The following is a 19,905-nucleotide window of genomic DNA, read 5'->3' on the forward strand; positions in this document are numbered from 1 at the left end:
CGCCTCAGAGGTCGAGCACGAGGGTCCGGGGACCGACGTTGACGCTCTCCACGAGCATGTGGGCGCGGAAACGGCCGGTCTCCACCTTCGCGCCCCGGGCGCGCAACTGTTCGACCACGGCGTCCACCAGGGGTTCGGCCACCTCGGCGGGCGCCGCGGCGGTCCAGCTCGGCCGCCGGCCCTTGCGCGCGTCGCCGTAGAGCGTGAACTGGCTGACCACCAGCAGCGGCGCGCCGACGTCGGCGGCGCTGCGCTCGTCGTCGAGGATGCGCAGTTCGTGCAGCTTGCGGGCCATCGTGGCGGCCACCTGCGGGGTGTCGGTGTGGGTGACGCCGAGCAGCACCAGCAGGCCGTCGGTGATCTCACCGGTCACCTCGTCGTCGACCGTCACCCGGGCCCGGCCGACGGTCTGCACCACCGCCCGCATCAGTCGGTCACCGGCTCGACGATGCCGCGCTCGACCAGGTGCGCCACGATCGGCCCGGCCGCCTCGGCCAGCTCGTCCGGCGTCACGTCGTGCGCGGCGGCCAGCAGGGCGAGCTGGTCGCGCAGCGGCAGCCGGCCGTCGGCGCCGCCGACCAGGGCGAGCACCAGCGGGTCGATCTCCTCCGACCAGCGCAGCCCGCGCGGCATGGCCAGGACCTGCCGGTCCACCGCCCAGCCGTCGTCGCCCATGGTGGCCTCCTGCCGCAGCTGGAGCCCGTCGGCGGCGCGGTAGCGGGCGGCGAGCAGGCCCTCGGTGTCCCGGGCGTGCAGCCAGTCCTGGCGGGTGAACCACTCGCCGATCCGGTCGCCGAGCGGCGGCTCGACCCGCTGGCGCAGGTCCTCCACCCGGACGATCGGCTGCTCGTGGCCGGAGCGGCGCAGCGAGACGATGCCGAAGCCGATCGCCTCGACCTTGTGCGCGTCGAACCAGTCCAGCCAGGACGCCATCCGCTGCGGGTCGGCGCTCTCGCCGACGTCGGTCAGCCAGAGGTTCACGTACGCCATCGGGTCGGCCACCTCACGCTGGATGACCCAGGCGTCCAGGCCGGTGCCGGCGAACCAGCCGGTGACCCGCTCGGCCCAGTCCTCGCCGGTGACGTGCACCCAGTTCGCCAGGTACTGCATGGTGCCGCCCTCGGTGAGCAGGTCCGGCGCGGCGGCGGCCAGTTCCGCGCCGATCGCGTCGCCGACCCGCCCGGAGTCGCGGTAGACGTGCGTGGTGGTGCCCGGCCCGACCACGAACGGCGGGTTGCTGACCACCAGGTCGAAGCGGCGTCCGGCCACCGGGGCGACCATGTCGCCGCGCAGCAGCTCCCAGTCCTGCCCGTTGAGGGCGGCGGTGGTGGCGGCGAAGCGCAGCGCCCGCTCGGAGACGTCGGTGGCGGTGACCCGGCGGGCGTGGGTGCCCAGGTGCAGCGCCTGCACGCCGGAGCCGGTGCCGAGGTCGAGCGCGGTGTCCACGGTCGGGCGTACCGCCGCCGAGATCAGCGTCTGGGTGGCGCCGCCGATGCCCAGCACGTGCTCGGCGTGCAGCGGCCGGCCGGGCCGGGCGCTGGCGGGCACGTCGGCGAGCACCCACCAGTCGTCGCCGTACGGCTCCAGGTCGACCCCGGCGCGCAGGCCGTCGCCGTGCCGCTCGACGATGCCCCCGGCGAGCGCCTCGTCCACCGTCAGCGGGGCCAGCGCGGCGGCCACCGCCGCCTCCGGCTCGATCTGGTCGCAGATGAAGACGCGGATCAGCGTGGCCAGCCGGTCCCGGTCCTCGGTGGCGCGCAGCGCGGCCCGGTGGTCGTTGCGGGCCACCCCGCCGGTGGCCCGCGGGCCCAGCCGGTCGGCGATGCCGTTGGCGGTGAAGCGGGCAAGCGTGAGCGCGGTGCGCAGCGCGTCGACCCCGGCGGGGGAGAGCAGCATGTCGTGACGGTTCACGTGCTCATCCTGCCTCGGGCGTCGTCCGCCGTGACGCGCACCCGCCGATCCATAACGTGAACCGCATCTATAGGCAGCTATCTCTTTTATGTGTGTCGATCTATGGCTAGCATTCCTGCCAACATCCGTCGATGGGGTGATCCGGGCACAAACCGGGCCGCCCCGGTAGGGAGTCCAGACGATGCCCGACGTGTCCCTTCCCCGGCGGCGCGCGCTGCGTGCGCTCGCCGTCACGGCCGCCGCCGCGGCCTTCGCCGCCGCCGCCTCCACGCCCGCTCTCGCCGCGCCCACCGGGGAGGTCCGGTACGCCGGTGCCGCCGACGCCGTCAGCGGCAGCTACGTGGTCGTGCTCAAGGGCGACGCGGTCGGCACCGCGAACACCCTCGCCGCCCGTACCGCCGTGCCGGACCGGGCCGCCGGCCTGGCCAAGCGCTACGGCGGCAACGTCGGCACGGTGTGGAGCTCCGCCCTCACCGGCTACAGCGCGAAGATGACCGCCGCCCAGGCGCGCCGGCTCGCGGCCGACCCGGCCGTCGCGTACGTCGAGCAGGACCGCGTCATGACCACCCAGGGCACCCAGACCGGGGCCACCTGGGGCCTGGACCGGATCGACCAGCGCAACCTGCCGCTGAACAGCACCTTCACCTACCCGAACACCGCCAGCAACGTGCGCGCCTACATCATCGACACGGGCATCCGCACCACGCACAGCGACTTCGGCGGCCGGGCCACCTGGGGCACCAACACGGTGGACACCAACAACACCGACTGCAACGGCCACGGCACGCACGTCGCCGGCACGGTCGGCGGCACCAAGTACGGCGTGGCCAAGAGCGTGCGCCTGGTCGCCGTCAAGGTGCTCAACTGCTCCGGCAGCGGCACCACCGCCGGTGTGATCAGCGGCGTCAACTGGGTCACCTCGAACGCGGTGAAGCCGGCCGTGGCCAACATGAGCCTCGGCGGTGGCGCCAGCACCACGCTGGACAACGCGGTGGCCAACTCGATCAACTCCGGCATCACGTACGCGCTCGCGGCCGGCAACTCCAGCGCCAACGCGTGCAACTCCTCGCCGGCCCGGGTCGCCGCGGCGATCACGGTGGGTGCCACCACCAGCACCGACGCCCGTGCCTCCTACTCCAACTACGGCTCCTGCGTGGACATCTTCGCCCCGGGTTCGTCGATCACCTCGGCGTGGCGGACCAGCGACACCGCCACCAACTCGATCAGCGGCACCTCGATGGCGTCCCCGCACGTGGCCGGCGCGGCGGCGCTCGTGCTGTCCGCGAACACCTCCTACACCCCGGCTCAGGTGGCCAGCTACCTGACCAGCAACGCCACCACCGGCAAGGTGACCAGCCCGGGCTCGGGCTCGCCGAACCGGCTGCTCTTCGTCGTCAACTGACGACAGGGTGACCTGACCGAGCAGTGGGCCGCGGCCCGGTGGACCTCCCAGGGGTCCGCCGGGCCGCGGCACGTCGTCGGGGAGTCGGCGCCCCCGACCGCCGGGCGGGACGGCACTATGGTCCTCATGACGCTCTCCCTGCCCATCGACCCGCAGGCCAACGAGCTGCTGGCGCGCAGCCCGCTGGCCCTGCTCCTCGGCATGGTGCTCGACCAGCAGGTGCCGATGGAGAAGGCGTTCTCCTCCCCGTACGTGCTGGCGCAGCGGCTCGGCCACGAGCCGGACGCCGCCGAACTGGCCGGGTACGACCCGGAGGCGCTCGTGGAGCTCTTCGCCCGGCCGCCGGCGCTGCACCGCTTCCCCAAGGCGATGGCGGCCCGCGTGCAGGAGGTGTGCCGGACGCTCGTCGAGCGGTACGACGGCGACCCGGCCCGGCTCTGGTCGGACGTGGCCGACGGGCGGGAGCTGTTGCGCCGGGTCGGCGAGCTGCCCGGGTTCGGCCGGCAGAAGGCGCAGATCTTCGTGGCGCTGCTCGGGAAGCGGTTCGGGATCACCCCGGACGGCTGGCGCGAGGCGGCCGGCGACTACGGCGACGCGGACGCCCACCGGTCGGTCGCGGACGTGACCGATCCGGAGTCGCTGCGCCGGGTACGCGAGTTCAAGCAGCGGATGAAGGCGGAGGCGAAGGCCGCGAAGGGCTGATCCGCGGCCCGCCGCCGCAACCGGCCCGCCGCCCCTGTCGTTTGTTGCCAGGACGGGGGACGGGGGCGACGATGGCCGAGCAGCGGGGTGGGGCGCTGCTGCGTAGCGCGTCCAGCCCCGGCCGGGCCACCTTCCTGGAGCTCTTCTTCGACCTGGTCTTCGTGTTCGCGCTGACCCGGGTCTCGCAGCGCCTGATCGACGGCATCGACGGCTCGGCCGGTGCGGTGGCCGCCGACGTGGGCCGGACCCTGCTGCTGTTCATGGTGCTGTGGCAGGTCTGGACGATCACCACCTGGGTCACCAGCCGCTACGAGCCGGAGCGCGTCGTCATCCAGGCGGTGGTGGTCGGCACCATGTTCGGCAGCCTGGTGCTGGGCGTGACGCTGCCCCGCGCGCTGGAGGAGCGGGCGCTGCCGTTCGCGCTCGCGTACGTGGCGGTCATGCTGGGCCGGCCGTTGGCGATCGCGGTGGCGTTGCGCGGGCACCCGCGCCGCCTGGTCCCGGTGCGGCTGGCCGCCTGGGCGGCGGCCAGCGCCCCGCTGTGGCTCGCCGGTGCGCTGCTGCCCGGCCCGCGCCTGGCGCTCTGGGTGGTCGCGCTGGCGGTGGACCACCTCGGCACGCTCCTGGGCTGGCCGCTGCCGGGGATCGGGGCGTCACGCATCCGGCAGTGGCTGGTCACCGGGGAGCACATCGCCGAGCGGTACCAGCAGATCTTCCTCATCGCGCTGGGCGAGTCGATCCTGGTCATCGGCGTGACCTACAGCGGGAAGGAGTTCTCCGGCGAGGCCGCCGCGGCGTTCGCGATCTCGTTCCTGATCACCGCGTTGCTCTGGCGGATCTACTTCTACCGGGCCGGTCACCTGCTGGCGGAGGCGTTGCGGACGGCCGGGACGCCGGGGCGGCTGGCCGAGTCGGCGGCGCAGACCCATCTGTTCATGGTGCTCGGCGTGCTCAGTGCGGCGGCCGGTTACGAGCTGGTCATCGCCCACCCGTTCGACCCGTCCCGGCCGAACTGGCTGGTCTTCGTGGTGGGCGGCCCGGCGCTCTTCCTGGCCGCCCGCTCCCGGTTCGAGTACGAGATCTTCGGCCGGGTGTCCCGCTCCCGGCTGGCCGGGCTGCTGGCCCTGGTGCTGCTCCTGCCCGCGTTCGCGACCATGCCGGCGATGCTGGCGCTCGGGGCGGTGGCCGTCGTGCTGGCGCTCGTCGCGTTCGCCGACGCCCGCCGGGCCTGGCACCGCCCACCGGAGCACTCCGCCTCGCCGATCGGCCGGGAGACGCTCGGCGAGGCCAGCCCTGAGGCGTGAGCCGTCAGGCGGCGGTCGGGCGGGACAGCGACGCCAGCGCGCGGCGCACGTCGGCCAGTGAGACGGTGGCCGAGTCGTCCAGGTCGGCCAGGCCGGCCTCGATCCACTGCCGCATCAGCGTGGTCACTCCGATGCCGCGCGCGTCGGCGGCGGCGCGGACCCGCTCGTACGTCTCCAGCGGCAGCCGGACCGACCGGCTCACCATCGGCACGTCGGTGTCGGGGGTGGGCAGTTGCGCCGGTGACGTCTCGTCGATCAGGTCGGCGAACGTGTCGCCCCCGGCGTGGAACCGCTTGGTCGCCTCGTCACGGTGCATCGTGACCGCCTCCTCGTCGGCGTGAGTTCCGCACCGCCTCGTCGTAGCGCTTGGCCTCGACGTCGCTCAGTTCGCGGGCGGAGAGGATGTCCCAGTCGTTGTCGGTGCCCTCGGCCTCGGCCAGCAGCACGGCGAGCCGCCGGCCCCGGTGGTCGGTCGCGTAGACCACCATCACGTCGTCACCGAGGTGCCGGATGACCCGGTGCCTGCTGTGCAGGGCCTCCCAGACTTCCCCGGGTGTGACGTCGTAGACCCGCAGGTTCGCCAGCGCCTCGTCGGTGAAGCTGAACCGGTTGGCCACCGCCGAAGCGTACCACGCACGTAACACACGACCGGTCGTCACGAATTTCGCCGATCATCCGTCCGGAGTGACAGGATGAGGCGTATCCCCTCGTAGGAGGTCCGTGGTGAAGCGTCAGGCGTACCAGCCGATCCTGATCACCGACGCCCCGCGCAGCCAGGACGACCAGCTCAACAGCCGGCAGAAGCGTTACGTGCTGATGATGGCCATCCGGGTCGCGTGCCTGGTGGCGGGCGCGATCCTGGTCGGCGCGAAGGCACCGCTGCTCTGGTTCTGGCTGCCGTTGTGCGCGCTCGGCATGGTGCTCGTGCCCTGGCTCGCCGTGCTGCTCGCCAACGACCGGCCGCCCAAGGAGGAGCACCGGCTGGCGAACCGGTTCCAGAACCGCCGCCGCGAGGAGCCCGCGCCCACTGCGCTGACCACGCAGGAGAACCCGCGCAAGATCATCGACGCCGAGCCCTGACCGGTCCGGACGGGCCACCGCCCGGACCGGCCGCCCGTCAGGGGGTGGGGCGGGCGCCTACCGTCGTCACTGCCAGCGCGCCCAGGTCGCCGGCGCGGGCCAGCGCGGCGCGCGGATCGGCGCCGGCCAGCCAGGCGGTGAGCAGCCCGGCCGCGAACGCGTCCCCGGCCCCGGTCACGTCCACCACGTCCACCCCCGGCGCCGGAGCGAACTCCACCACGCCGCCGCGCTGCACCCAGACCGCGCCGGCCGCGCCCTGCTTGACCACCACCCGGTGCGCCACCGCCGTCAGCGCCCGGGCCTGCGCCGCCGGGTCCAGCCCGCCGGCCAGCACCGTCGCCTCGTCCGTGTTGACGAGCAGCAGGTCGACGTCGCGTACCCAGGTCAGGAACGCCCCGCCGACGCGCCGCAGCGGCGCCGCGGACGCCGCGTCGACGCTGACGGTCAGCCCGCGCGCGCGGGCCGTGGCCAGCGCGCGCAGGCCGGCGCCGCGCGACCCGACGTCCAACAGGGTGTACGCGGACAGGTGCAGATGCCCGGCGTCGGGCGCCGCGGCCAGCGCCGCGTCCACGTGCGCGGCGGTCAGCCGCAGGTTCGCGCCCCGCTGGCTGACCATGGTCCGCTCCCCGTCGTGGGTGAGCACGATGACGGTGCCGGTCGGGTAGCCCTCGTGCCGCTCCACCGCGCAGTCCACACCGATGCGGGTCAGCTCGTCCACCCGCTCCCGGCCGGTCTCGTCGTCGCCGACGGCGGCGACCAGCGTCACCGCCGCGCCCTGCCCGGCGAGCCAGGCCGCGGTGTTCGCCGCCTGCCCGCCGCCGCTGAACCGGATCCCGGCCGCGGTGTCCGAGCCGGTGGCGAGCGGCCCGGACAGGACCGCGAGCACGTCGGTGATGACGTCGCCGACGACGACGACGCGCGGCGCTGCGCTCATGCCGTGCCAGCCGGGCATGCCCTCACGGCCCTCGCTGCGCTCGGTGCGTTCGCTCATGCCGTGCCGGCGGTACGACGGGCCGCCGCGGCGACCGCGATCCGGGCCGCGAGGTCGGCGTTGCGCAGGATGATCCGGACGTTCACGGTCAGGCTGGCGCCCTCGGTGGCGGCGTGGAAGTGCGACAGCAGGAACGGGGTGACCGCCTTGCCGGTGATCCCTTCCCGGGCCAGCGCGGCCAGCCCTTCGGTGAGCGTGCGGTCGTGCAGCGCCGGGTCGAGCTGCTCGTCGGCGGGCAGCGGGTTGGCCACCACCAGACCGCCGTGGTGCACACCGTGCGCCGCGCGGGCGGCCAGCACGTCCGCCACCTGCTCCGGCGACTCGACCGACCAGTCCAGGTCGAAGCCGGCGTCGGTGAGGTAGAAGCCGGGGAATCGGCGGGTGCGGTAGCCCACCACGCCCACCCCGAGCGTCTCCAGCCGTTCCAGCGTGGCGCCCACGTCGAGGATCGACTTCACCCCGGCGCAGACCACCGCGATCGGGGTCCGGGCCAGCGTGACCAGGTCGGCCGACTCGTCGAACGTCTGTGTCGCCTCGCGGTGCACGCCGCCGAGCCCGCCGGTGGCGAACACGCCGATCCCGGCCGCCGCCGCGACCGCGCTGGTGGCCGCGACGGTGGTGGCGCCGTCCGCGCCGGTGGCCGCCGCCGGGGCCAGGTCGCGGACCGAGAGCTTGCTCACGCCGTCGACGGTGGCGAGGCGGGTGAGCTGGGCGTCGTCCAGCCCGACCCGCAGCTCGCCGGCGAGCATGCCGATGGTGGCCGGCACCGCCCCCGCGTCCCGTACCGCCTGCTCGATCTCGCGCGCCACGCGCAGGTTGTCCGGCCGGGGCAGCCCGTGCGAGACGATCGTGCTCTCCAACGCCACGACCGGGCGGCCGTCGCGCAGGGCGTCGGCCACCTCACTACCGAGACTGATGTGAAAGTTGGTCACGTCGGCTACCGTACGGGCCGCTCCCGCCCGGGGCCCAGGTGGACCAGGACGGACCGACCTGCAAAACTGGAACGCCGGAGGTGGAGTCGTGAGCACAGAGATTCTCGAGCGTCCCGAGCTGAAGGACGCAGACACTGGTCCGGAGATGTTCCACTACGTCCGCAAGGAGAAGATCGCCGAGAGTGCCGTCATGGGCACCTTCGTGGTCGCGCTCTGCGGCGAGACGTTCCCGGTCACCAAGGCGGCCAAGCCGGGCTCCCCGGTCTGCCCCAAGTGCAAGGAGATCTACGACTCGTACCGCGAGTGATGCCGGACGGCGTCGCGGCCCGCGCACGTAACCTGCGGCGGTGACCACCTCCACCGCCCTGCTCCTCGCCGACCTCACCGGCGTGGCGGTCTTCGCCGCCTCCGGCGCCTCCGCGGCGGTGGCGAAACGGCTCGACCTGTTCGGCGTCGTCTTCGTCGGCGTGGTCGCCGCGCTCGGCGGCGGCATCTTCCGCGACCTGGCGATCGACGAGGTTCCCCCGCTGGCGTTCGCCGACTGGCGGTACGCCGCCACCGCCTCCCTCACCGCCGCCGCCGTGTTCTGGCTGCACCCGCAGCTCACCCGGCTGCGCACCACAGTGCTGGTACTGGACGCCGCCGGCCTCGGCCTGTTCACGGTCATCGGCACGCTCAAGGCCCTCGACGCCGCCGTGCCGCCGGTCGGCGCCTGCATGATCGGCATGCTCACCGCGATCGGTGGCGGGCTGGGCCGTGACCTGCTCACCGGCGAGATCCCGGTGGTGCTGCGCCGGGAGATCTACGCCCTCGCCGCGCTCGCCGGAGCGGTAACGGTGGCGCTGCTGTCGGCGTACGGACAGGCGACCGCCGTGCCGCTCACCGCCGCCGTCCTGCTCGTGTTCGGGCTGCGCCTGATCGCGCTGCGCCGGCGCTGGTCCGCGCCGGTGGCGACGCTGCGGCCGCCGCGCACCGGCACCGGGGGACCACTGTCCTGACCCGCCGTGCGCCGGGGTGCGCGGATGTGACAGGCGTGGCGTCGAGTGGGGCGTACGGCCCGCGCTGGTTATGCTGAGTCCGCCTTCGCGGCACAGGATGCGCGAGGGCGTTTTCATGGGCGGCGGCTCCCGTGGCCCCGGTCGGGCCCGCCGCCGTCCGCGGCGGAGAGGAGCTACGCGTGCCACCGCGGATGCCGACGCTCGACACGTTCCCGCCCCTGCGTGCCTGGCAACGCAAGGCGCTCGTGGAGTACCTGCGCCGCCGGACCGAGGACTTCACAGCGGTCGCCACGCCCGGCGCCGGTAAGACCACGTTCGCGCTGCGGATCGCCGCCGAGCTGCTCGCCGACGGCACCGTCGAGGCAGTCACCGTGGTCGCGCCGACCGAGCACCTGAAGACCCAGTGGGCGCAGGCCGCCGCCCGGGTCGGCATCCAGCTCGACGCCGCGTTCCGCAACGCCGACCTGCACTCCGCCGCCGACTTCCACGGCGCGGTCGTCACGTACGCCCAGGTGGGCATGGCGCCGCAGGTGCACCGCCGGCGCACCATGACCCGCCGCACGCTGGTCATCCTCGACGAGATCCACCACGCCGGCGACTCGCGGACCTGGGGCGACGGCGTCAAGGCGGCGTTCGAGCCCGCGGTACGCCGCCTGATGCTCACCGGTACGCCGTTCCGCTCCGACGACAACCCGATCCCGTTCGTCAGCTACGAGCGCGGCGGGGACGGGCTGCTGCGTTCCCGCGCCGACTCGGTCTACGGGTACTCCGACGCGTTGCGCGAGGGCGTGGTCCGGCCGGTGCTGTTCCTGGCGTACTCGGGGGAGACCCGGTGGCGCACCAACGCGGGTGAGGAGCTGGCGGCCCGGCTCGGCGAGCCGATGACGCAGGACCTGGTCGCACAGGCGTGGCGTACCGCGCTGGACCCGGCCGGCGACTGGATGCCGCAGGTGCTGCGCGCCGCCGACGCCCGGCTCAGCGTGCTGCGCGCCAACGGCATGCCGGACGCGGGCGGCCTGGTCATCGCCAGCGATCAACAGGTGGCCCGCGCGTACGCGAAGCTGCTGGAGCAGGTGACCGGCGAGAAGGCCGCCGTGGTGCTTTCCGACGACCAGGGCGCGTCCGCGCGGATCGCGACGTTCGCCGCCTCTCAGCAACGGTGGCTGGTAGCGGTGCGGATGGTGTCCGAGGGCGTCGACATCCCCCGGCTGGCAGTCGGCGTGTACGCGACCAGCGCCAGCACCCCGCTGTACTTCGCGCAGGCGATCGGCCGGTTCGTCCGGGCCCGCCGCTCCGGTGAGACCGCGTCGGTGTTCCTGCCCAGCGTGCCGCACCTGCTCGGGCTGGCGAGCGAGATGGAGGCCGAGCGGGACCACGTGCTCGGCAAGCCGAAGGACCGCGAGGGCTTCGACGACGACCTGTTGGAGCGCGCCCAGCGCGACGACGGCGCCAGCGGCGAGCTGGAGAAGCGCTTCGCCGCGCTCTCCGCCACCGCCGAGCTGGACCAGGTCATCTTCGACGGCGCGTCGTTCGGCACCGCCGCCCAGGCCGGTACGCCCGAGGAGGAGGAATACCTCGGCCTGCCCGGTCTGCTCACCGCCGACCAGGTCTCGCTGCTGCTGACCAAGCGGCAGGCCGAGCAGCTCGCCGCGCAGAAGCGCCGGGCCGCCCAGCGGACCGCTGAGCCGGCCGCTGCGGCCCCGGCGGTGGCGCCCCCACCGATGAGTGCCGCCCAGCGCCGCGTGGCGCTACGGCGGCAGCTGAACGCTCTGGTGGCCGCCCGGCACCACCACACCGGCCAGCCGCACGGCAAGATCCACGCCGAGCTGCGCCGGATCTGCGGCGGCCCGCCCAGCGCGCAGGCGACGATCGAGCAGCTCGAGGAGCGCATCGCCACCGTCCAGACCCTGTAAGGAAGGGCCCCTTCTTAACGCCTGCGGTAGTGCAGGGGCCCCTTGTTAACACCACGGGCAGGGGCACGCGGGGCGAGCACACAGAACCGGCCGGAGGCGACCCGTGTGGGTGCCTCCGGCCGGTTATGTCGTGATGTGGATTTCCTGTCGGACCTCAGTTCGCCATCAGATCGGCGCCACGCCAGCTGAACTCCGGGTCCGACGCGTAGCGCACGGTGATCTTCACGAGATCCTCCGCGTACTTGTTCGCGTGGTGCCCACAGAACACCAGCTCACTCCCACCCGCCAGGGTGATCCGGAGCTTGCCGGCGGCATTGCAGCGGTCGCACCGTTCATCGGTGGCCGGGGGGCTCACCGTCTCGGGCGGCGGCGTGAGGGTCGGGGTCATCGCCTTCCTCCTCTGGTCGTCACCGATGAACACTCTCTTCGGTTGCTCACCTATCGTGCAACACCCATCTCGGGCCCTGCCTTCCCTGTGTGCCCGCGGGGGACCGAGGTCACACATGGCGTGGGAGACAGTGTGCCGTGCACCAAGGGTGCCACGTCAACGATCACAAACAGGCAACCGATCGATCACCGATGAGTGTTCTACGGCTGGTGATCAAACCGGCACGAATTGTTGACGTCCGGTGGTCAGTCCAGGTAGTCGCGGAGCACCTGGGAACGCGAGGGGTGCCGCAACTTGGACATGGTCTTCGATTCGATCTGCCGGATGCGTTCCCGGGTCACGCCGTACACCTGGCCGATCTCGTCCAGGGTGCGCGGCTGACCGTCGGTGAGGCCGAAGCGCAGGCGCACCACGCCCGCCTCACGCTCGGACAGCGTCTGGAGGACCTGCTGGAGCTGGTCCTGGAGCAGCGAGAACGACACCGCGTCGACAGCGACGACCGCCTCGGAGTCCTCGATGAAGTCGCCGAGCTGGCTGTCACCCTCGTCGCCGATGGTCTGGTCCAGCGAGATGGGCTCCCGGGCGTACTGCTGGATCTCCAGCACCTTCTCCGGTGTGATGTCCATCTCCTTGGCAAGCTCCTCCGGGGTGGGCTCGCGGCCCAGGTCCTGGAGCAGCTCGCGCTGGATCCGGCCGAGCTTGTTGATCACCTCGACCATGTGCACGGGGATGCGGATGGTGCGGGCCTGGTCGGCCATGGCGCGGGTGATGGCCTGGCGGATCCACCAGGTGGCGTAGGTGGAGAACTTGTAGCCCTTGGTGTAGTCGAACTTCTCGACGGCGCGGATGAGGCCGAGGTTGCCTTCCTGGATGAGGTCGAGGAAGGCCATGCCGCGGCCGGTGTAGCGCTTGGCCAGTGAGACCACCAACCGCAGGTTGGCCTCCAGCAGGTGGTTCTTGGCCCGCTCGCCGTCCCGGGAGATCCACATCAGGTCGCGCTGCAGGTCGCGGACCAGCTTCTCCTCGCCCTCGTCGGCGGCGCGCAGCCGCTCGGCGGCGTAGAGGCCGGCCTCGATCCGCTTGGCCAGCTCGACCTCCTGCTCGGCGTTGAGCAGCGGAACCTTGCCGATCTGCTTGAGGTACGCCCGCACGGAGTCGGCGGAGGCGGTCAGCTCGGCGTCCCGGCGCGCCTGCTTGAGCGCCTCGGACTCCTCGTCGTCCCACTCGAAGTCGTTGTCGGTGGCGGAGCTGGCCGCGTCGGCCTCGGCGGCCCGGGTCAGCTCGGCCGGCTCCTCGACCACCACGTCCTCGATCTCGGCGGCCAGCTGCTCCGGGTCGATCTCGCCCTCGGCGCCGTCGGCCTTCCCCGGCTTCGCCGCGGCGGTCTTGGCGGCCACCGTGGCCTTGGTGGCGCGGGTCGCCTTGGTGGCCTTCGCCGGGGCGGCGGCCTTTGCGACGTCGGCCGTGGTGGCCTTGCGCGCGGTCGCCTTCCGGGGGGCCGGGGCGGGCGACTCCTCGGCGGCCGGCGCCTGCTTCGGGGCGGGCGCGGCGGCCTTCTTGGTGGTCTTGGCCGTGGTCGCGCGGGAGGCCGGGGTGGCGGACCGGGCGGCGGCGACGCGGCGGCGGGTGCTCGCCGAGCCGTCCACCACCACCGTCACGCCCGCCTCGGAGAGCGCGCGGAGGATCTTCTTGGCCTGGGCCGGGGTCACCTCAGCGGACTCGACGGTGCGCGCGAGCTGGGCCGACGTGAGCTGACCGCCGGCGCTCTGCGCATGGGCGATCAGGGTGTCGGTGAGCGAGCGAACGTCGGCGCCGGTCTGGCGGGGATCTGTCACGAAGACCTTCCGGAGGCGAAAGAGCGAGCACGGCCGGGTCGTCCGGCGCAGCATGGGACGGCCGTGCCGGGCGAGTCGTTGAGGACCCCCGTGTCCCGGGCCGTCCGGTCGCTGGCGGTCCGTGGCGCGTGGGCAGGGTGAATTGTAACGCCGTCCGCCGCGATCATCCCGCGCCGCACGGCGGACCGGCGGTCCGGGACCGCCGAATCGGCGCAGATGTGGACTTTGTAAGGATGATACCCGCGCACGAGTGGGCCGGTCCCGATCGTGCGGGAAGGGGACGAACATGATCACCGCGACGCCTACGGCGCGGGAGTTGCTCACGATCGCGGTCGACGTGGCCCGGGAGGCCGCCGCCACCGCGTACCGGATGCGGGTCGAGGGTGTCTCGGTGGCCGCGACCAAGAGCACGGTGACCGACGTGGTCACCGCCGCCGACCGGGCGGTGGAACGGCAGGTCCTGGCCGCGTTGCGGCAGCGGCGGCCGGGCGACGCGGTGCTGGGTGAGGAGTACGGCGCGGGGGAGACCGGGCCGGCGGACGCCGACGGGGTGCGCTGGATCCTCGACCCGATCGACGGCACCGTCAACTACCTGTACGGGCTGCCCTACTGCGCGGTCTCGCTGGCCGCCGAGGTGGCCGGCGAGGTGGTCGCCGGGGTGGTCCGCAACGTCGTCACCGGCGAGGAGTGGACCGCGACGCTCGGCGGCGGCGCCTGGCGCGACGGGCAGCGGCTGAGCGGCTCGGCGGCGACCGATCTCGGCCAGGCGCTCGTGGCCACCGGCTTCGGCTACGACGCCGCCCGCCGGGCCCACCAGGCGCGGGTGGTGGCCGAGTTGATCCCGCACATCCGGGACATCCGCCGGATGGGCGCCGCCGCGCTCGACCTCTGCCTGGTCGCCGAGGGGCGGGTGGACGCGTACTACGAGAAGGGGCTGGCCGCCTGGGACCTGGCCGCCGGCGGGCTGGTCGCCCGGGAGGCCGGCTTGCTGGTGACCGGCCTGTCCGGCCGCCCGGCCGGACCGGACATGGTGCTCGCCGCGCCGCCCGCGCTGCACGGGCCGCTGCACGCCCGGCTGGTCGACCTGGACGCCTCCGGCGGGCCGTGACCGGCGCCGCAGACGCGACAGGGCGGCCTCCCCGGAGGAAGACCGCCCCGCGTGGCCGGGCCTGCCCGTCGCCTACTTAGCGACCGGCTTCGGGCAGGTCTCGGGCGGCGCCTGCGGCGCGCCCAGGTCGCCGAGCGACTGGTTGACCTCGGTGGTGGTGGCGAGCTGCTGGAACTGGTTGCCCAGGACCACGTCGACCACGTCGTCCTTGCGGTTCGCGTCGAACTTCTGGTTGGCCTCGTTGAGGAAGTACGCGCGCAGCAGGTGCGCCGAGCCCACGGCGTTGGGCCCGAACCGCAGCTCGGCCACGCCGTCGAACGCCTTCTTCTCGTTGCCGACCTTCTTGACCTGGAACTTGCGGTTGCGGAAGTCGTCCGCGACGCTGCCGGCCCGGCCGGCCTCGTCGGTGGCGTTGTAGACGTTGATCTTGACGTCCTTCTGTTCCCGCAGCCGCAGGTCGACCAGGGGCCAGCCGTCCGGGCAGGCGGCCGCCGTACCGGCTGTGCCCTGACTGTCCTTCAGCACGGCGACGACCACGATGACCAGGGCGATGGCCGCCAGCAGTCCGACGACAACGAGTGCCCGCACTCGCGCAAAACTCATCCTGGGCGCTCCCCGGACAGTGATTGGGTGGTGGCGGGCGACGCGGTCGGGCCGCGACCGGTCGGCCGTCCAGTACGCCGCTGAGGTTAACGCTTGTCCGGCTCAGGCGTGGAAACAGTCCGACATACCGGCGCGCCACGCGGTGAACCGGTAGGACTACCCCTATCTTCGTGTCGCCTGAGTCACATTGGGAACAACTTCGGGCGCAGAGGCGTACATCTCCCTCGCGAGGGCGGTATACATGCCTCGCCCACAGGGGGGGTAAGGTTCCGCGCTCACCGGGGGTGTTCCGCTCCGGCGAGCCCGGCCCACCGCTCATCGGGTCGGGTGCCCGACAGAGATGGTGGCCGGTCAGGGGAACCGAAACGGCGTCGTCCGGCGTTACAACCGGCAGCGACAATATCGATATTGGAGAGTGAAACCGATGGCCACCGACTACGACGCCCCGCGTCGCGACGAGGTCGACCTCGGCGAGGACAGCCTGGAAGAGCTCAAGGCCCGGCGGGTCGACTCACAGTCGGGCGCCGTGGACGTCGACGAGGCCGAGGTGGCCGAGAGCTTCGAGCTGCCCGGCGCCGATCTGGCCGACGAGGAGCTCACGGTCAAGGTCCTCCCGATGCAGCAGGACGAGTTCCGGTGCGCCCGCTGCTTCCTGGTACACCACCGCAGCCAGCTGGCGGTCGAGCGCAACGGCGACCTGATCTGCCGCGAGTGCGTCTGATCCCGACCGGGGACACCAGCGGCGGCCTCCTCGACGGGGCCGCCGCTGTTCGAGCCGCCGCCGTGCGCCGGTGGCCGGTTGCTGCTTGACTTCTTACGGGCGGCTGCCACGCCGCGCGGAGCAGGAGGGCGGACGGGTGAGCGAGCGCAGCGAGAGGGCCGGCACCGACCGGACCCCGGTTCCAGCGGCGAGACCGGCATCGACCGACCCGGATGCGACGTCCGAGCCGACCGGCTCCGGCCCGGCGTCCGGTGAGCCGGGCGCGGACGCCGGGGAACTCGGCGCGACAGTCGCCGCCCTGACCGCCGACGACATCGCTCCGGCCCGCCGGCGGCAACTGCTGACCCGGCTGGTCGGGCAGGCTCGCGCCCGAGGGGTCACCGATCTGTTCAAGCCGCGGGCGGCGGTGCGCTGGATGACCGACACGGTCGCCGAGATCGCCCCGCACGTGCCGATCCGCGACCTCGCCACGCTGCGGCGGCACTTCCCCGGCCTGGACGACGACGCGCTCGCCGACCGGCTGGTCCGCAACGCGTCCCGGGCCACCGCCGGGGTCGGCGCGGCCGGCGGTGGCGTGGCCGCGGTCGAGTGGGCGGTGACGCCCACGCTGCTCTCCGCCCCCATCCTGCTGGCCGCCGAGACGGTCGCCGTGGTGGCGATCGAGCTGAAACTCATCGGCGAGCTGCACGAGGTCCACCGGGTGCCGCTGCCGGCCGGCGGCACCGGTCGCGCGGTGTCGCTCGTGCAGTCCTGGGCCACCCAGCGCGGGGTCAACCCGATGATGCCGGGCGTCGGGGTGAGCGCGGTGCTCGGCACCGCCGCCCGCCGCGAGCTGCGGGACAGCCTGATGCGCCGCTTCGGGCGCAACCTCACCACGCTCGGGCCGTTCCTGACCGGCGCCGCCGTGGCCGGCTACCTCAACCGCCGGGCCACCCGCGCGCTCGGTGAGCAACTACGCAAGGACCTGCGGCGTACCGCCCGTGCGCTGCCCGACAAGCCGTCCTGACCGGCGGCGGGACGGCTCCCGCGGCCGAAGCGGATGCCGTCCGGGGCCCGACGGTCAGGCCGCGTCGCGGGCGGCCAGGACGGCGGCCGCCAGCTGCCCCGGGCGCCGGGTGCTGACCACCCAGAACGGGGTCGGGTCGTCCGGGTCGTCCAGCACCACCTGCACGGCGCCGCTGACCCACGGACGCTGCACCACGAAGGCGAGCGGGTCCGCGCCGACGCCGAGCACCTCGCGCCGGCCGGCCGCGTCCAGCGGCACCACGTCCGCGACGTACCGCACCGGGAGGTGGGCGTCGTCCACCAGCAGTTCGCCGTCGCGCACCTCGACCCGGATCCGGCCCAGCCACCACAGGGCGGCCACCGCGGCGGGGATCAGCAGCACGAACGGCAGCCAGGCGCGGACACCGGTCGCGCCCATCCAGAGCTCGACCGCGAGCAGCGCGGCCGCGGCCAGCCCGAGCGGCCAGGCCCACCAGGGCAGCCCGAGGCGCTCCGCGTACGGCGCGGCGGTGGCCGGCGGCGCGGCCGGAGATGACGACTGACGCACACTGACGAGGGTACGGCGCGTCGCGGGCCGGGCAACCGGCAGGATGACAGGGCACCCCGCAGGACCGGACGGAAGAGGATGACCGTGACAGACGTCGTACCCGTGCCCGTGCGGCTGCTCGACCCGGAGCTGCCGCTGCCGGCGTACGCCCATCCCGGCGACGCCGGCGCGGACCTGGTGGCCGCCGCGGACGTCGAGCTGCCGCCCGGCGGCCGGGCCCTGGTGCCCACCGGCGTGTCGGTGGCGCTGCCCGACGGGTACGTCGGGCTGGTCCACCCCCGATCAGGTCTGGCGGCGAGGCTCGGCGTGACGGTGCTCAACGCGCCCGGTACGGTCGACGCCGGCTACCGGGGTGAGATCCTGGTCAACCTGATCAACCATGATCGGGACACGCCAGCCAAGATCAGCCGGGGCGACCGCATCGCGCAACTGGTGGTCCAGCGGGTCGCCCGGGCCGAGTTCCGGCCGGTGGCCGAGCTGCCCGCGTCCCGGCGTGGCGCGGGCGGGCACGGGTCCACCGGCGGGCACGCCGGTCTGGTCCCGGCGCCGTCCGGCGGGCAGAGCGAAGAGGTGGCAGGGTGAGTGCGAACAGCGGAGGGTGGGCGCAGTGATCTTCTCCCGTAAGCGGGCCGACGAGGCGCGTGACAATGGGGTCCTCGACGCCGAGGAGACCTCGTCGGCGCCGGATCGCGGGCCGTACGACGTCAGCGAGGCCCCCGAAGCGCCCCGGCTCGACCTGGGCAGCCTCCAGATCCCGGCGGTGCCGGACGTGGAGGTGCGCGTCCAGGCCGACCCGCAGGGCGTGATCCAGCAGGTGGTGCTGGTGCACGGGCAGAACGCGCTGCAGCTCGGCGTCTTCGCCGCCCCCCGCTCCGACGGCATCTGGGACGAGGTGCGCGAGGAGATCCGCCAGTCGCTCGCCGCCGACGGCGCCACCGTCCAGGAGGCCGACGGGGAGCGTGGTCCCGAGCTGCGCGCCCGGGTGCGCACCCCGGACGGCCCGACGGACCTGCGCTTCGTCGGCATCGACGGCCCGCGCTGGATGGTGCGCGGCGTCTTCCAGGGCGTCGCGGCCACCGACGCGGCCGCCGCCGGGCCGCTGACGGAGTGCCTGGACGGCCTGGTGGTCGACCGCGGGCAGGAGGCCAAGCCGGTGCGCGAGCCGCTGCCGCTGCGGCTGCCCCGCGAGGTCGCCGAGCAGCAGGCGGACGCCGGCCAGCAGGAGGTCTGATCCACACGTGCCCGGGCCCGGCGTCGCTCGGCGCCGGGCCCGCGGCGTGCCGGCGTCCCGGGCGGCGGTACGCGCGCGACGGCGCTCCCGCCGGCGGGCCGCACCGGCGTACGCTGGCGGGACGGTTCCGCCACCCGCGGGGCCCCGCTGTGGAGAGGGTGACGCGGAGGTCATGACGACCGACGAGAGCCGGGGGTCGCTGCGGCGGCTCCTGCACCGGCTCACCGCCAGCGAGGCCGAGATCGAGGCGCAGGAGCTGCGCCGGGAGAGCGCCGAGTCCGGCGGCACGCCGGCCCACCAGTGCAACAGGGGCCAGGTGGTGTCGGTGGCCGGGCGGCTGCGCACCGTGGTCTACACGCCGCGCACGAACCTGCCCACGCTGGAGGCGGACCTCTACGACGGCACCGACGTCGTCACCCTGGTCTGGCTGGGCCGCCGGCACATCGCCGGGATCGAGCCGGGCCGGCACCTGACCGCGCGCGGCCGGGTGGCGGTGCGTGACGACCGCAAGGTGATCTACAACCCGTACTACGAGCTGGAGTCGCCGAAGTGACGACCGGACAGCAGCAGACCCCGTCGGGTCTCGGCCCGCAGGACGAGGAGCGGCTGCCCAGCCTCGCCGAGCAGATGGCCGACCAGCTCGGCGGATGGCGCGGGCTGGTCGAGTCGAGCATCCCGGTGGTGGTCTTCGTGGTCGCCAACGTGATCGGCGAGCTGCGCCCCGCCGTGTACGCCTCGGTGGCGGTGGCGCTGCTGATCGCCGGCCTGCGGCTGGCCCAGCGCAAGCCGGTGCGGCACGCGATGAACGGGCTGTTCGGCGTCGGGATCGGCGCGCTGCTGGCCCTGCGTACCGGTGACGAGCGCGACTTCTACCTGCCCGGCATCCTCTACGGCATCGGCTACGGCCTGGCGCTGCTGCTCTCGGCTGCGATCCGTCAGCCGCTGGTCGGCTGGATCTGGTCGGTGCTGGTCGCCAAGGGGCGCTCCGAGTGGCGCGACGACCCCAAGCTGGTGCGCACCTTCACCCAGCTCACCGTGCTGTGGGGCGTGGTGTGGCTGGCCAAGGTGGGCGTACAGGCCGGGCTCTACCTGGCCCACCAGGACACCGCGCTGGGCGTGGCCCGGCTCGCGCTGGGCTACCCGCCGTACGCGTTGCTGTTGCTGATCACCGTCTGGGTGGTGCGCCGGGTCACCCGGGAGAGCGCACCCACCCCGCTGCCCGGCTCCTGAGACC

At 73.6% G+C, this 19,905-nt stretch carries 24 protein-coding genes; 14 read left to right on the plus strand and 10 right to left on the minus strand.

Annotated elements, in window-relative coordinates:
• Positions 1-4: 4 nt before the first annotated feature.
• Both dtd and FHU28_RS10885 read right to left on the minus strand, forming a co-directional pair.
• Positions 5-427: a D-aminoacyl-tRNA deacylase gene (gene dtd, locus FHU28_RS10880; RefSeq protein WP_069089362.1), complete on the minus strand. Its 423-nt coding sequence runs from the start codon at positions 425-427 to the stop codon at positions 5-7.
• On the minus strand, positions 427-1,911 hold the full coding sequence (locus FHU28_RS10885) for a DUF7782 domain-containing protein (protein WP_184683376.1): 1,485 nt from the start codon (positions 1,909-1,911) through the stop codon (positions 427-429). Before FHU28_RS10885 ends, dtd begins: the two co-directional genes overlap by 1 nt.
• Before the next feature lie 181 nt (positions 1,912-2,092).
• Here FHU28_RS10885 and FHU28_RS10890 point away from each other — a divergent pair, with 181 nt between their 5' ends.
• The 3 genes from FHU28_RS10890 (at position 2,093) to FHU28_RS10900 (ending at position 5,319) form a co-directional block, all read left to right on the plus strand.
• Positions 2,093-3,313 (plus strand): S8 family peptidase, encoded by a 1,221-nt coding sequence (locus FHU28_RS10890; RefSeq protein ID WP_073830192.1) that lies wholly within the window; start codon positions 2,093-2,095, stop codon positions 3,311-3,313.
• A 117-nt stretch (positions 3,314-3,430) separates the two neighbouring features.
• Entirely contained in the window at positions 3,431-4,015 is a 585-nt protein-coding gene (locus tag FHU28_RS10895; protein WP_116504934.1) for an HhH-GPD-type base excision DNA repair protein, read from the plus strand.
• A gap of 71 nt (positions 4,016-4,086) precedes the next feature.
• Positions 4,087-5,319, plus strand: coding sequence for a low temperature requirement protein A (locus FHU28_RS10900; RefSeq protein ID WP_184683378.1), 1,233 nt, complete (start codon positions 4,087-4,089; stop codon positions 5,317-5,319).
• Between the two features lie 4 nt (positions 5,320-5,323).
• On the opposite strand, the gene FHU28_RS10905 is transcribed toward FHU28_RS10900, so the two are convergent.
• Together FHU28_RS10905 and FHU28_RS10910 are read right to left on the minus strand one after the other, a co-directional pair.
• A complete protein-coding gene (locus tag FHU28_RS10905; protein ID WP_073830189.1) occupies positions 5,324-5,635 on the minus strand; it encodes a hypothetical protein in 312 nt (103 codons plus the stop codon).
• Positions 5,625-5,936 (minus strand): hypothetical protein, encoded by a 312-nt coding sequence (locus FHU28_RS10910; protein ID WP_241826439.1) that lies wholly within the window; start codon positions 5,934-5,936, stop codon positions 5,625-5,627. Before FHU28_RS10910 ends, FHU28_RS10905 begins: the two co-directional genes overlap by 11 nt.
• A gap of 106 nt (positions 5,937-6,042) precedes the next feature.
• Here FHU28_RS10910 and FHU28_RS10915 point away from each other — a divergent pair, with 106 nt between their 5' ends.
• Entirely contained in the window at positions 6,043-6,399 is a 357-nt protein-coding gene (locus tag FHU28_RS10915) for a DUF3099 domain-containing protein (RefSeq protein WP_184689424.1), read from the plus strand.
• A gap of 37 nt (positions 6,400-6,436) precedes the next feature.
• Here FHU28_RS10915 and FHU28_RS10920 read toward each other — a convergent pair whose 3' ends face one another.
• Together FHU28_RS10920 and FHU28_RS10925 are read right to left on the minus strand one after the other, a co-directional pair.
• Positions 6,437-7,333 carry a carbohydrate kinase family protein gene (locus tag FHU28_RS10920; protein ID WP_184689426.1) on the minus strand — a complete coding sequence of 299 codons (897 nt, stop codon included), beginning with the start codon at positions 7,331-7,333 and terminating at the stop codon, positions 6,437-6,439.
• Positions 7,334-7,386: 53 nt separating this feature from the next.
• Positions 7,387-8,322: a pseudouridine-5'-phosphate glycosidase gene (locus tag FHU28_RS10925; RefSeq protein ID WP_184683382.1), complete on the minus strand. Its 936-nt coding sequence runs from the start codon at positions 8,320-8,322 to the stop codon at positions 7,387-7,389.
• 88 nt (positions 8,323-8,410) lie between these two features.
• Between FHU28_RS10925 and FHU28_RS10930 the strand changes: the two genes are divergently transcribed.
• From FHU28_RS10930 to FHU28_RS10940, 3 genes are all read left to right on the plus strand, one after another.
• Positions 8,411-8,629: a DUF3039 domain-containing protein gene (locus FHU28_RS10930; RefSeq protein WP_174536095.1), complete on the plus strand. Its 219-nt coding sequence runs from the start codon at positions 8,411-8,413 to the stop codon at positions 8,627-8,629.
• A gap of 40 nt (positions 8,630-8,669) precedes the next feature.
• On the plus strand, positions 8,670-9,320 hold the full coding sequence (locus tag FHU28_RS10935) for a trimeric intracellular cation channel family protein (RefSeq protein WP_184683384.1): 651 nt from the start codon (positions 8,670-8,672) through the stop codon (positions 9,318-9,320).
• Between the two features lie 179 nt (positions 9,321-9,499).
• Positions 9,500-11,233, plus strand: a complete 1,734-nt coding sequence (locus tag FHU28_RS10940; RefSeq protein WP_184683386.1) for a DEAD/DEAH box helicase — start codon at positions 9,500-9,502, stop codon at positions 11,231-11,233.
• A gap of 154 nt (positions 11,234-11,387) precedes the next feature.
• Here FHU28_RS10940 and FHU28_RS10945 read toward each other — a convergent pair whose 3' ends face one another.
• Together FHU28_RS10945 and FHU28_RS10950 are read right to left on the minus strand one after the other, a co-directional pair.
• On the minus strand, positions 11,388-11,621 hold the full coding sequence (locus FHU28_RS10945; protein ID WP_184683388.1) for a DUF7455 domain-containing protein: 234 nt from the start codon (positions 11,619-11,621) through the stop codon (positions 11,388-11,390).
• A 245-nt stretch (positions 11,622-11,866) separates the two neighbouring features.
• Positions 11,867-13,456, minus strand: a complete 1,590-nt coding sequence (locus FHU28_RS10950; protein ID WP_184683390.1) for an RNA polymerase sigma factor — start codon at positions 13,454-13,456, stop codon at positions 11,867-11,869.
• A gap of 286 nt (positions 13,457-13,742) precedes the next feature.
• On the opposite strand from FHU28_RS10950, the gene FHU28_RS10955 reads away from it, so the two are divergent.
• The gene (locus FHU28_RS10955) at positions 13,743-14,564 is read left to right on the plus strand and encodes an inositol monophosphatase family protein (RefSeq protein ID WP_184683392.1); all 822 of its coding nucleotides are present in this window, start codon (positions 13,743-13,745) and stop codon (positions 14,562-14,564) included.
• 72 nt (positions 14,565-14,636) lie between these two features.
• On the opposite strand, the gene FHU28_RS10960 is transcribed toward FHU28_RS10955, so the two are convergent.
• On the minus strand, positions 14,637-15,152 hold the full coding sequence (locus FHU28_RS10960; protein WP_184689428.1) for a LytR C-terminal domain-containing protein: 516 nt from the start codon (positions 15,150-15,152) through the stop codon (positions 14,637-14,639).
• A gap of 439 nt (positions 15,153-15,591) precedes the next feature.
• On the opposite strand from FHU28_RS10960, the gene FHU28_RS10965 reads away from it, so the two are divergent.
• Together FHU28_RS10965 and FHU28_RS10970 are read left to right on the plus strand one after the other, a co-directional pair.
• Positions 15,592-15,888 (plus strand): DUF4193 domain-containing protein, encoded by a 297-nt coding sequence (locus tag FHU28_RS10965; protein ID WP_013284790.1) that lies wholly within the window; start codon positions 15,592-15,594, stop codon positions 15,886-15,888.
• 136 nt (positions 15,889-16,024) lie between these two features.
• A complete protein-coding gene (locus FHU28_RS10970; RefSeq protein WP_184683394.1) occupies positions 16,025-16,894 on the plus strand; it encodes a hypothetical protein in 870 nt (289 codons plus the stop codon).
• A gap of 54 nt (positions 16,895-16,948) precedes the next feature.
• Here the strand turns inward: FHU28_RS10970 and FHU28_RS10975 are convergent, their stop codons facing one another.
• Entirely contained in the window at positions 16,949-17,440 is a 492-nt protein-coding gene (locus FHU28_RS10975; protein WP_184683396.1) for a DUF3093 domain-containing protein, read from the minus strand.
• A gap of 84 nt (positions 17,441-17,524) precedes the next feature.
• Between FHU28_RS10975 and dut the strand changes: the two genes are divergently transcribed.
• The 4 genes from dut to FHU28_RS10995 all read left to right on the plus strand — a co-directional run bounded on the left by dut (position 17,525) and on the right by FHU28_RS10995 (position 19,901).
• Positions 17,525-18,022 carry a dUTP diphosphatase gene (dut, locus tag FHU28_RS10980; protein ID WP_184689430.1) on the plus strand — a complete coding sequence of 166 codons (498 nt, stop codon included), beginning with the start codon at positions 17,525-17,527 and terminating at the stop codon, positions 18,020-18,022.
• A gap of 25 nt (positions 18,023-18,047) precedes the next feature.
• Positions 18,048-18,671 (plus strand): DUF3710 domain-containing protein, encoded by a 624-nt coding sequence (locus FHU28_RS10985; protein ID WP_184683398.1) that lies wholly within the window; start codon positions 18,048-18,050, stop codon positions 18,669-18,671.
• Between the two features lie 172 nt (positions 18,672-18,843).
• The gene (locus FHU28_RS10990) at positions 18,844-19,224 is read left to right on the plus strand and encodes an OB-fold nucleic acid binding domain-containing protein (RefSeq protein ID WP_030502986.1); all 381 of its coding nucleotides are present in this window, start codon (positions 18,844-18,846) and stop codon (positions 19,222-19,224) included.
• Positions 19,221-19,901, plus strand: a complete 681-nt coding sequence (locus FHU28_RS10995) for a DUF3159 domain-containing protein (RefSeq protein ID WP_184683400.1) — start codon at positions 19,221-19,223, stop codon at positions 19,899-19,901. The genes FHU28_RS10990 and FHU28_RS10995 overlap by 4 nt, the downstream gene beginning before the upstream one ends.
• Positions 19,902-19,905: the final 4 nt, after the last annotated feature.

This window comes from Micromonospora echinospora, assembly GCF_014203425.1.
Taxonomy (GTDB): Bacteria; Actinomycetota; Actinomycetes; order Mycobacteriales; family Micromonosporaceae; genus Micromonospora; species Micromonospora echinospora_A.

What these genes read in the sequence shown, in the direction of transcription:
- dtd (WP_069089362.1), bottom strand. Translation starts at nt 427, where the DNA reads ATGCGGGCGGTGGTGCAGACCGTCGGCCGGGCCCGGGTGACGGTCGAC.
- FHU28_RS10890 (WP_073830192.1), top strand. Translation starts at nt 2,093, where the DNA reads ATGCCCGACGTGTCCCTTCCCCGGCGGCGCGCGCTGCGTGCGCTCGCC.
- FHU28_RS10895 (WP_116504934.1), top strand. Translation starts at nt 3,431, where the DNA reads ATGGTCCTCATGACGCTCTCCCTGCCCATCGACCCGCAGGCCAACGAG.
- FHU28_RS10900 (WP_184683378.1), top strand. Translation starts at nt 4,087, where the DNA reads ATGGCCGAGCAGCGGGGTGGGGCGCTGCTGCGTAGCGCGTCCAGCCCC.
- FHU28_RS10905 (WP_073830189.1), bottom strand. Translation starts at nt 5,635, where the DNA reads ATGCACCGTGACGAGGCGACCAAGCGGTTCCACGCCGGGGGCGACACG.
- FHU28_RS10920 (WP_184689426.1), bottom strand. Translation starts at nt 7,333, where the DNA reads ATGAGCGCAGCGCCGCGCGTCGTCGTCGTCGGCGACGTCATCACCGAC.
- FHU28_RS10945 (WP_184683388.1), bottom strand. Translation starts at nt 11,621, where the DNA reads ATGACCCCGACCCTCACGCCGCCGCCCGAGACGGTGAGCCCCCCGGCC.
- FHU28_RS10955 (WP_184683392.1), top strand. Translation starts at nt 13,743, where the DNA reads ATGATCACCGCGACGCCTACGGCGCGGGAGTTGCTCACGATCGCGGTC.
- FHU28_RS10965 (WP_013284790.1), top strand. Translation starts at nt 15,592, where the DNA reads ATGGCCACCGACTACGACGCCCCGCGTCGCGACGAGGTCGACCTCGGC.
- FHU28_RS10990 (WP_030502986.1), top strand. Translation starts at nt 18,844, where the DNA reads ATGACGACCGACGAGAGCCGGGGGTCGCTGCGGCGGCTCCTGCACCGG.